The organism is Flectobacillus sp., from assembly GCF_049240685.1.
Taxonomy (GTDB): Bacteria; Bacteroidota; Bacteroidia; order Cytophagales; family Spirosomataceae; genus Flectobacillus.
The window spans coordinates 5177-15018 of sequence record NZ_JBMLSD010000480.1 but is presented as its reverse complement, the minus strand read 5'-3'; the positions used below and the strand labels follow the sequence as shown (position 1 = coordinate 15018).

The 9842-nt window shown below is 39.1% G+C and carries 7 protein-coding genes and 1 pseudogene; 1 reads left to right on the top strand and 7 read right to left on the bottom strand.

Features of this window, described 5'->3' with window-relative positions; translation table 11 throughout:
- Positions 1–278: 278 nt before the first annotated feature.
- The 4 genes from infB to ACOVQ4_RS22245 form a co-directional block, all read right to left on the bottom strand.
- Entirely contained in the window at positions 279–3557 is a 3279-nt protein-coding gene (infB, locus tag ACOVQ4_RS22260; protein ID WP_421822789.1) for a translation initiation factor IF-2, read from the bottom strand.
- Positions 3558–3772: 215 nt separating this feature from the next.
- Entirely contained in the window at positions 3773–5020 is a 1248-nt protein-coding gene (gene nusA, locus ACOVQ4_RS22255; protein ID WP_421822788.1) for a transcription termination factor NusA, read from the bottom strand.
- An 81-nt stretch (positions 5021–5101) separates the two neighbouring features.
- Complete coding sequence (gene rimP, locus ACOVQ4_RS22250) at positions 5102–5572, bottom strand: ribosome maturation factor RimP (protein ID WP_421822787.1); 471 nt, start codon at positions 5570–5572, stop codon at positions 5102–5104.
- A 211-nt stretch (positions 5573–5783) separates the two neighbouring features.
- Entirely contained in the window at positions 5784–6224 is a 441-nt protein-coding gene (locus ACOVQ4_RS22245; RefSeq protein ID WP_421822786.1) for a GNAT family N-acetyltransferase, read from the bottom strand.
- 272 nt (positions 6225–6496) lie between these two features.
- On the opposite strand from ACOVQ4_RS22245, the gene ACOVQ4_RS22240 reads away from it, so the two are divergent.
- A complete protein-coding gene (locus ACOVQ4_RS22240; protein ID WP_421822785.1) occupies positions 6497–7084 on the top strand; it encodes a DUF4833 domain-containing protein in 588 nt (195 codons plus the stop codon).
- 77 nt (positions 7085–7161) lie between these two features.
- Here ACOVQ4_RS22240 and rimO read toward each other — a convergent pair whose 3' ends face one another.
- The 3 genes and pseudogenes from rimO to ACOVQ4_RS22225 all read right to left on the bottom strand — a co-directional run.
- Positions 7162–8472, bottom strand: coding sequence for a 30S ribosomal protein S12 methylthiotransferase RimO (gene rimO / locus ACOVQ4_RS22235; RefSeq protein WP_166578243.1), 1311 nt, complete (start codon positions 8470–8472; stop codon positions 7162–7164).
- 212 nt (positions 8473–8684) lie between these two features.
- A complete protein-coding gene (locus tag ACOVQ4_RS22230) occupies positions 8685–9497 on the bottom strand; it encodes a hypothetical protein (RefSeq protein ID WP_421822784.1) in 813 nt (270 codons plus the stop codon).
- A gap of 148 nt (positions 9498–9645) precedes the next feature.
- A pseudogene (locus ACOVQ4_RS22225) lies at positions 9646–9842 on the bottom strand (hypothetical protein); the annotation flags it as partial.

The window sequence follows — 9842 nt, the reverse complement described above, 5'->3', positions numbered from 1 at the left end:
CATGCATTTTTCCCATAGCCCACCGCCGAAAGCCGATACCTGAAAGCTTAAAGCATAATCTTAAACTTTATTTTGCTTACTAACTTATTACCAATTTTATCTTGAATATTTTTTGAATGTATAAATTAAATTTTGCCTGCCACCCTAGGCTATTGTACAAATTATACAAAAAGCACCTTCGGATAACAGAAGGTCTGTCGTTCCAAAGGTGCTTTTATTTATGATTATATTAGATTGTCTAGTATTACTAGTGAGCTAAGATTTTGCCCCTAATATAATTAGAGTGTACGTTTTACTTCTTTCATTTCGTAGCATTCGATAATATCGCCTTCTTGGATATCATTAAAGTTCTTAATTGAAAGACCACATTCGTATCCGAATTTCACTTCAGCTACATCATCTTTGAAGCGTTTCAAAGCAGATATTTCACCTTCATGAACCACAACGAAGTCGCGGATAATGCGGATTTTGTTATTACGTTTCACGTTACCATCTAAGACATAACATCCTGCAACCGTACCCACTTTAGAGATTTTGAATACATTACGAACCTCGATATTAGCAGTTACAGATTCTTCGAATGTTGGAGCCAATAAGCCTTCCATCGCATCGCGAATTTCATCGATTGCTTGGTAGATTACTGAGTAAGTACGGATTTCGATTTGCTCAGTTTCTGCTAAGCGGCGAGCGTTGGTACTTGGACGTACTTGGAATGCCACGATAACGGCATCGGCAGCAGAAGCCAACAATACGTCTGATTCTGAAACCTGACCAACACCTTTGTGGATAATACGTACTTGTACTTCCTCTGTTGATAGTTTAAGCAATGAATCTGACAATGCTTCAACTGAACCGTCCACGTCACCTTTAACAATAACGTTAAGTTCTTTGAAGGTACCGATAGCCTTACGACGACCGATTTCTTCAAGAGTAATATGCTTACGAGTACGTAATGATTGTTCACGGATAATTTGCTCACGTTTGTTAGCAATTTCACGTGCATCACGCTCATTTTCCATTACGTTCAACTTATCACCAGCAGCTGGGGCACCACTCAAGCCCAATACCTGAACAGGAGTAGATGGGCCTGCTTCTTTTAATTTTTTACCACGGTAGTCAAACATCGCTTTCACACGACCATAGTGAGCACCTGCAAGCATCATATCACCCACATGGAGGGTACCAGCTTGTACCAAGATATTTGCCACGTATCCACGACCTTTATCTAGAGAGGCTTCGATTACAGTACCAACAGCACGTTTATTAGCATTAGCTTTCAGTTCGAGTAGTTCAGCTTCGAGTAGTACTTTTTCAAGTAACTCATTTACCCCCATACCCGATTTTGAAGAAATTTCTTGAGATTGGTATTTACCTCCCCATTCTTCTACCAGAATATTACGAGCTGCTAATTGTTCACGTACTCTATCGGTATTAGCACCAGGCTTATCCACTTTTGAGAAAGCGAATACGATTGGTACACCAGCCACCATTGCGTGGTTAATTGCCTCTTCCGTTTGAGGCATAACTGCATCGTCGGCAGCAATTACGATAATCGCAACGTCGGTAACTTTGGCACCACGAGCACGCATAGCAGTAAAGGCTTCGTGACCAGGTGTATCTAAGAAAGTAATACGACGGCCATCCTCCTGCTTCACCGAATAAGCACCAATGTGCTGAGTAATACCTCCAGCTTCGCCTGCTGCTACTTTAGCGCGACGGATATAGTCTAGCAAGGAAGTTTTACCGTGATCGACGTGACCCATGATTGTTACAATTGGAGCACGCGTTTCGAGCGTATCAGGCGCATCTTCCTCTTCTTGAAGCGCAGCTTCTACTTCTTCTTCAGCTGAAACGAATTGTACTTCGAAATCAAATTCTTCAGCAATAATAGCGATAACATCTGCTTCTAAGCGTTGGTTAATCGAAACGAACATACCCAAGCTCATACAAGTTGAGATAACCTCGTTTACAGAAACATCCATTAAAGATGCTAACTCGCTTGCAGAAATAAATTCTGTAACCTTAAGAATTTTTGCATCCTCTTCAGCTTGCATCTGGCGTTTTTCTTCGCGCTCGGCACGAACTTTACGTTTTTCACGACGTTCTTTTGCTCCGAAGTTTGCTTTAGAGGTCTGTCCTTGAAGGCGAGCCATGGTAGCTTTGATTTGTTCCTGAATTTGTTTGTCAGAAACTTCCTCTTTTTCGTCCTTCTTAGGTTTCTTCTTGTGGTTATTGTTATTGTTATTATTGTTGTTGTTATGGTTCTGGTTATTGTTATTACCACCACCAGAATTTTGGTTCTGAGGCTTTTTGTTACCATCACCCGGCTTGCTAGGTTCGTCTTTTTTAGGACGAGGAGCGCCTTTTTCGTTACGAATCTCTGCCTCTGTTACTTTCTCGGCAGACTTAATACGTTTACGTTTCTTCTTATTCTTATTATTTGAAGAACGTGATTGTTCTACTGGTAATTCAATTTTACCTAATACCGTCAAGCCTTTTAAGGTTTCCCCTTTAGCTTCGATAAGCTCGATATTTCTATCGGTTGGTACCTCATCATAACGCTTTGGCTGTGGCTTAGGCTGTTGTGGCTGTTGCACAGGATTTTGCAGTTTATTTTGATTTGACTGATTATTATTAGGCTTCTGGCCTTGCTGATTCTGCTGATTGTTGCGTTGTTGATTTCCTTGCTGATTATGTTGCTGAGGTCTGTTACCTTGATGTGTTGGAACATTAGGTTGCGATCTGTTTTGAGCAACAGAAGGATTTTCAACTTTAGCCACAGGCTGTTGTGGCTGCTGTTGAGGCTGTTTTTTTTCTTCGACCACAGGTGCGGTAGGTTCTTCTTTTACAACTGGTTTTTCTTCAGTAATTTCTTTTTTACTTTCAACAACTACCTCCTGTTTTGGAGTCTCCTCAATCTGGGTCTTTTCTGCCAATACTGGTACTTCGACTTTAGGTTCGGTAACAGTTGGCGTTGGAGCTACAGGAGCTGATACCTCAGGTGTAGCTTTCACAGGTGCCTCTATCGGTTTGGGTTCGACTGAAGGCGTTTCAACACTTACACTTTCAATTTTAGGTTCAACTTTAGGCTCGGCTGGAGGTGTCACTGGCTTTGGAGGCACAGGATTTCCTTTTTCGTCCAATTCAATTTTTCCTAACACTTTGAAAGTTACCTCTGCACGAGCAGAAATTTTTTCAGGCTCTGTTGCAGGTACTACCTCTTTAGGTTTATCTTCTGCCTTTGGTGCGTCGTTAGCTTCTCCGCGGAAGTACAAAGGCATTCCATCATCCTGTTTTTTAGGACTTGGGGCTGGTGCTTCCTCTACGGCTTTGGGTGCAACAGGTGTTGCTACTGGCGCTGCAGGCTGCATTCCTTCGAGTAGGCTATCGTTACGATATTCTTTCGCCAATAGCTTTAGTTGCTCGAAATTCAATTTGGTATTGGGGTTGTTATCAACCTTGTGACCTTTGGCAGAGAGATATTGAACAATGGTTGAGATTCCCACGTTAATCTGCTTTGCCACAAGGCTCAAACGCATCATTTTATCTTCTGCCATACTTTTGCTTATCTCCTTTTCTATAATACTAATTGATTAATGTTATGAATGTTTCTGTTTTGTCTGCACTTTCATCAAGTAGAAACCTACTTGAGAAAACTTGTTGACTGGACCGAATGATAGAATAGTTTTGAATTGAGTAAATGATATGCTCAAGCCGGAGCCTGAAATTTTCGAACAACTATTCTATCATTCTATCATTCACTCAATCAATCTTATTCAAACTCAGAACGTAAAATAGACAGTACTTCGTTCACTGTCTCTTCTTCCAATTCAGTACGACGAACAAGTTCCTCGCTACTCAACTTAAGTACTTGCTTAGCTGTATCTAAACCAATACGGTGAAGTTCTTCCAAGATCCAGTCTTCGATTTCGTCTGAGAATTCTGTCAAATCCACATCTTCATCATCAACCTCTTCTTGTTTGATATCACGGTATACATCTAGTTCGTATCCAACTAATTTTCCTGCAAGCTTAATATTTTGTCCACCTTTACCAATTGCCAAAGACACCTGGTCTGGTTGTAAATACACCGCAATACGTTTACGCTCTTTATCGATGTTCATCGAGCTTACTTTAGCTGGGCTAAGTGCACGCGCTACCAACAACTCAAGGTTTTCGGTATAGTTGATTACATCGATATTTTCATTTTGTAACTCACGAACAATCCCATGGATACGAGAACCTTTCATACCCACACAAGCTCCTACTGGGTCGATACGATCGTCGTAAGATTCTACTGCAACTTTGGCACGTTCGCCTGGCTCACGTACAATTTTGCGAATCATGATTTGACCATCGTAAATTTCAGGAATTTCTTGTTCGAACAATCTTTCCAAAAATACTGGCGAAGTACGTGACAAAATAATTTTCGGGGTACCGTTGTTCATTTCTACACGGTGAATAACCGCACGTACTGGTTCGCCTTTTTTGTAGCGATCTTTAGAAATCATTTCTGCTTTAGGCAAAATCAATTCGTTTTTCTCTGCGTCAGAAATAATTAGCTCTTTACCAACAATTTGGTAAACATCGCCCGAAACCATCTCACCTACCAAGTCCTTATATTTATCATAAAGACTTTCTTTTTCAAGGTCTTTTACCTTTTGGATTAGGGTCTGACGTGCCGTTTGAACGATACGGCGACCAAAGTCTTCCAGCTTTACCAATTCGGCTACCTCTTCGCCAATTTCGAAGTCAGGCTGAATTTTACGAGCTTCTTCCAATGGTATTTTGTCATAATCCCAAATATCTTCTGAGTTGTCATCGACAATCTCACGGGTACGCCACATTTCTAAGTCCCCGCTTTCCGGGTTGATGATTACATCGAAGTTGGCATCTGTTCCGTATTTTTTACGAATCATTGTACGAAACACCTCTTCCAACACCTTAATCATCGTCGGGCGGTCAACGCTTTTCTCTTTGGCAAAATCCGCAAACGACGCTATTAACTCTGCACTATTCATTGGTTCATAATTTTTAATGATTGAATAACCTGATACCAAAGACCTTGCTTTTGAAAAGCCCTTAGTCAAGCAACGCAGCCACTATTTAAACGATATTTGTACCTTTGCTTTATCTATATTTGAAAACGAAATCAATACTGGCTCGATTACTTCTCCTTTTTTAGGTTTCTTTTTGGGTTCTTCCAAGAAAATGATTCCATCTTCTTTTACTTCTTCCAAAGTACCTACTTTTTCTGTACCATCTGATAGTTGAACTTTGAGTGTACGACCTACATTTTTGTGAAACTGGCGGTTCAACACCAAAGGCTGATCTATCCCAGGGGAAGACACTTCAAGATTATAGGCAGTGGGTATCAGCTCCAATGCCTCTATATTGTTAGCTAATTTACGACTAATTTTGGCACATTCTTCGATTTTGATGCCTTCATCAGAATCTACAAGAATAATGATATTGGTACGTGTTTTTAGCACATTTACCTGCAAGTCCACTACGAAAAACAATCCGTTTTCGAGAAGCGGTTCAAGCATTTCTGCAATTTTATCTTTTAACATACTTATTTTTGAAGCCTACAGGAAAGAAAAAAGAAAGCATGAAGATGAAAAACTCTAGAAAACCACCACTTCACCCTCCTCTATGACTTTCTGGTCTGAATGTGTAATACAAAACAAAAAAGAGGGATTTCTGACCCCTCTTCCTAAATTTTCTGGTACAAAATTAGTACTTTTTTTATAAAAAAACAAAAAGAAACGAATTTTTCCTGTTTTAAGAAAGGGTTGGAACAAGAAAACTAAAACCGTGTTTATCAAAGCCTAAGGATTCATAAAAAGCATGTGCCTCAACCCGCCTTTGATTGCTAGATAATACCATCTTGTAGCATCCCTCTGTTCTACATATTTGCATGGCATACTGCATCATTTGCTTTCCGATGCCTCTTCCTTGGCAGTCAGCTCGTACTGCTACGTCTTCTACAATACCTGAGGGCGTGCCTTGATGAGCCATATTGTCCATAATCAATAAAGCAAAGGTTCCTACAACCTGATGCTCATTCTCTGCTACATAAACCTTATAATTAGGATAGCTTGACATTTTCTGGAATAAGACCTCTGCCTCTGGCAAGGTTAGCACTTTGCCTTTATCAAGTACTTCGGCATACAGTTGTAATATCGAAGGTAAATCGTGGGAAGTAGCTTGGCGAATAATCATTATCTAAGTTTAAAAAGAAATTTTACTGTTAGCGTTTATTACAAGGGACTGATGATGGTTATCATGATAAACAGTCGAATATTTAGCATAAGAATCATTTTATGAGTTTTTAACCATAAAGATTATGCAGAATTATCTATTTTCTACGTTGCTGTTTTACCTTCTACTACGATTGATTTTTTTACAAAATACTAACGTTGTATTACGGATTAACTCAAAGGCGTTGATTACCTTTGCAAACTTAAATTTATAAAAGGACTATTTCAAAAATAATGCAACTCTTAAAAGCCACTCAGACAGCCATATTCACCTTTGTAATATCTCTGTCATTATTTGTAAATTACACAGAAAGCTTCGCACAAAAAAATAAGCACAACACTCCTTCCTCTGTAGAACAGTTCCCTATTCCACCCGAAGGGCCTAATCGTCTTTTTTATATTCAACGTAGCTCTAATATCAATACTATTTTGTACGACGCAAATATGTTGCCTAACAACAAGTTAGACCACAAAAATCCCGTGCATACTTATTGGATTAGATATACAGAAGGAGGGAAAAAACAGGAGTTATCTAATATTCAAAGAACTTTGGCGTATGGATTACACACTAGCGCTCTTGAAGGTGAAATCAATGCTTATGAGGGTCACTTTTTGGCTTATCGTAAAAGAAGATTTATTGTAAAATTAGATAGTCATGGCGAACCCATCGCGCTATTTCCAATTAACGGAAAAATGCAAATACTGAAAAAGGTGTTTGTAAGTGTAGACGAAAGCGGTTTGATGCCCTCTGTCAACTATATTGAGCTTTGGGGTAAAGACGCTACTACCGGGAAAGATGTATATGAGAAGTTCAAGCCGTAGCTTCTCTTTAGTGATTGAATATTCCCGTGTTTGCTTCAATAAAATGCCTGCAAGAGATGTTCTTGCAGGCATTTTATTTACTTAGCTAATTCGCCGTACAAATCAAATTCTTCGGCTGAAGTGATTTTTACATCTGCAAAATCGCCTAAGCGAACATACTGACTTGCAGGGATTAAAACTTCGTTATCTACTTCTGGTGAGTCGAATTCGGTTCTACCAATAAAATATCCTCCTTCTTTACGGTCAAAAAGCACTTTGTAAGTATTACCAATTTTTGCTTGGTTCAATTCCAGAGAGATTTCTTGCTGTAATGCCATAATCTCGTCGGCACGTTCTTGCTTTACTTCTTCTGGGATATCGTCTTCGAAAGTGTGAGAGTGCGTATTTTCTTCATGTGAGTAGGTAAATACCCCAAGGCGATCAAAACGCATTTTTTCAACAAATTGATACGTTTCTTCAAAATCCTCCTCAGTCTCGCCTGGGTGACCAGAAATCAAGGTAGTACGCAAGGCAATGTTAGGCACTTTGTCGCGGATGGCATGGATTAAATCTTCGGTTTTTTCACGAGTGATACCACGACGCATTTTCTTCAATACCTCTGTCGAACCACTTTGTAAAGGCATATCCAAATAATTACAGATATTTGGTTTGGCTGCCATTACATCCAATACGTCCATTGGAAAGCCAGCTGGGTATGCATATTGCAAACGAATCCAATCCATACCTTCAATGTCTGATAGACGGTCGAGTAATTCAGAAAGATTACGTTTTTTGTAAATATCTAATCCATAATAGGTAAGGTCTTGAGCAATGAGGATAAGCTCTTTTGTTCCTCTTTTTACCAAAGATTTTGCTTCAGTTACGAGCTCGTCGATTGGGCGAGAAACATGACCTCCACGCATCAATGGAATTGCACAAAACGAACATGGGCGATCACAACCTTCAGCAATTTTCAAATAAGCATAGTGTGCTGGAGTTGTCAGCAAGCGCTCTCCAATTAATTCATGCTTGTAGTCTGCTTTAAGTGTTTTGAGTAAACGAGGCAATTCGTTTGTACCAAAAAAAGCATCTACTGTTGGGATTTCCTTTTCCAAATCATCCTTATAGCGGTGCGACAAACAGCCTGTTACGTACAGTTTATCAATAACTCCAGCTTCTTTGGCATCTACATATCGTAAAATCGTATCGATAGATTCTTGTTTGGCATTATCAATAAAACCACAAGTATTTACAATAACAATATTTGAATCGTCCTTTTTAGACTCGTGGCTTACATTCATACCGTTGCCTTTGAGCTGAGTATAAATCACTTCAGAGTCTACCAAGTTTTTGCTACAACCTAATGTAACTATATTTACTTTATTTTTCTTTAACGTTTTCGTTTTCATTCAATTAGTTGCTTGAAAGTCGTTTTCTAGCTTAATAAAATTTGTAATTGCGAGAATTATCAGTTTTCAACATTTCTCCATTTTAATTAAGTCTGCAAAGTTACAACAAAAAACTTAGAAATGAGGATTTTGGTAAACTTGGGTCAAGCATCGAGGTTATAATTTATAGAAAAAGGCTGTGCGAAACCTTTATCGTTTCTCACAGCCTTTTTTTACAATTCTTCTACTTCAGTACTTACGCCCAATTCGGCAAATAGTCTTTCCCAATACGCCGAAACGGCTGGGTTGTTGACACGAGTTGAAGCCGTTGGTTCAAAAGGTTTAGCAACAAATACCTGTATTGAACTCAGGTTATTGAGATTTGCTTTTAAATTACTGGCATCTTCTCTGGCCCAACCTACTGCGGCGGCGTCATCGACGGGGGGATTTTTGTGAAAATCGCGACGATGCTCGCCTTTCATGCTTTCAACCATGTCTGACAGATAATAGACCTTGACGTCATATCCTCTGGCAGCTTCTTTTTCAATCAATTCGAGCGAAGCCAGAATATCGGTACTTTCATTGCTACTCGAGGTATTGCGAGCGCTTAGTTGTTTGAGGACTAACTGCTTGAAAATACTTTTTTCTTTGCCCAAATCCAGTAAAAACTCTGTTTTGAGTGCTTCTGAGTCGTTGGCATTTGAGCCTTCAGTCTCCTCCATGTCGGTACGACTGATTACTTCTGCCACCTTGGCTTTTGCGGTGTTTTCATGAATAAAATACACAATTAACTTATCGCCTTTTCCTCTGATATTCTTCTCTACTAAGTCATTGATAATTTTTGTGTATTTCTCATTCGCAAAACCTTTATCCACATTTACACTTACCGATTTGTCGATAAAAATCATAGAACAAACCTTTGTTTCGGGCAATGTGTTTTCTTGTTTTTTGTCTTGTCCTGAACAAGCCCAAAGTACAAGGCCCACCATTATGGAAAGGCCAAAACTTATCAACTTGCTCGGAAGTTTAAATCCGAGAAATTTCATTTTTCTTGTTTAACATTATATATGAGGATGATAAAATTACAATTCAAAATCCAAGAAGGTTCATCATTTTGACTAATCTATTGTGCAAACAGATAAACGGGCGTTTTGTCTTATGAATTGTAAAGTTAGCTTTGTGTAATACCCTTGCTTATTTGAGGGCAACTTGCATAGATTGTACTAAGCGTGCCTTTGTAGTATTTAATTTGCCATTTTGTTCGAAAGAACTTTCCCAGCTCAATATCTTATAAGGAAATTGAGACTCGAATATAATGCTAACTTTACGATGTTTTTCTGGATACTCTATCGTATAATTCTTCAAAACTTGCTTACTCAACGAATCTGTTT

Coding starts and splice junctions, on each gene's coding strand:
- infB (WP_421822789.1), bottom strand. CDS start 3,557: ATGGCAGAAGATAAAATGATGCGTTTGAGCCTTGTGGCAAAGCAGATT.
- nusA (WP_421822788.1), bottom strand. CDS start 5,020: ATGAATAGTGCAGAGTTAATAGCGTCGTTTGCGGATTTTGCCAAAGAG.
- rimP (WP_421822787.1), bottom strand. CDS start 5,572: ATGTTAAAAGATAAAATTGCAGAAATGCTTGAACCGCTTCTCGAAAAC.
- ACOVQ4_RS22245 (WP_421822786.1), bottom strand. CDS start 6,224: ATGATTATTCGCCAAGCTACTTCCCACGATTTACCTTCGATATTACAA.
- ACOVQ4_RS22240 (WP_421822785.1), top strand. CDS start 6,497: ATGCAACTCTTAAAAGCCACTCAGACAGCCATATTCACCTTTGTAATA.
- rimO (WP_166578243.1), bottom strand. CDS start 8,472: ATGAAAACGAAAACGTTAAAGAAAAATAAAGTAAATATAGTTACATTA.
- ACOVQ4_RS22230 (WP_421822784.1), bottom strand. CDS start 9,497: ATGAAATTTCTCGGATTTAAACTTCCGAGCAAGTTGATAAGTTTTGGC.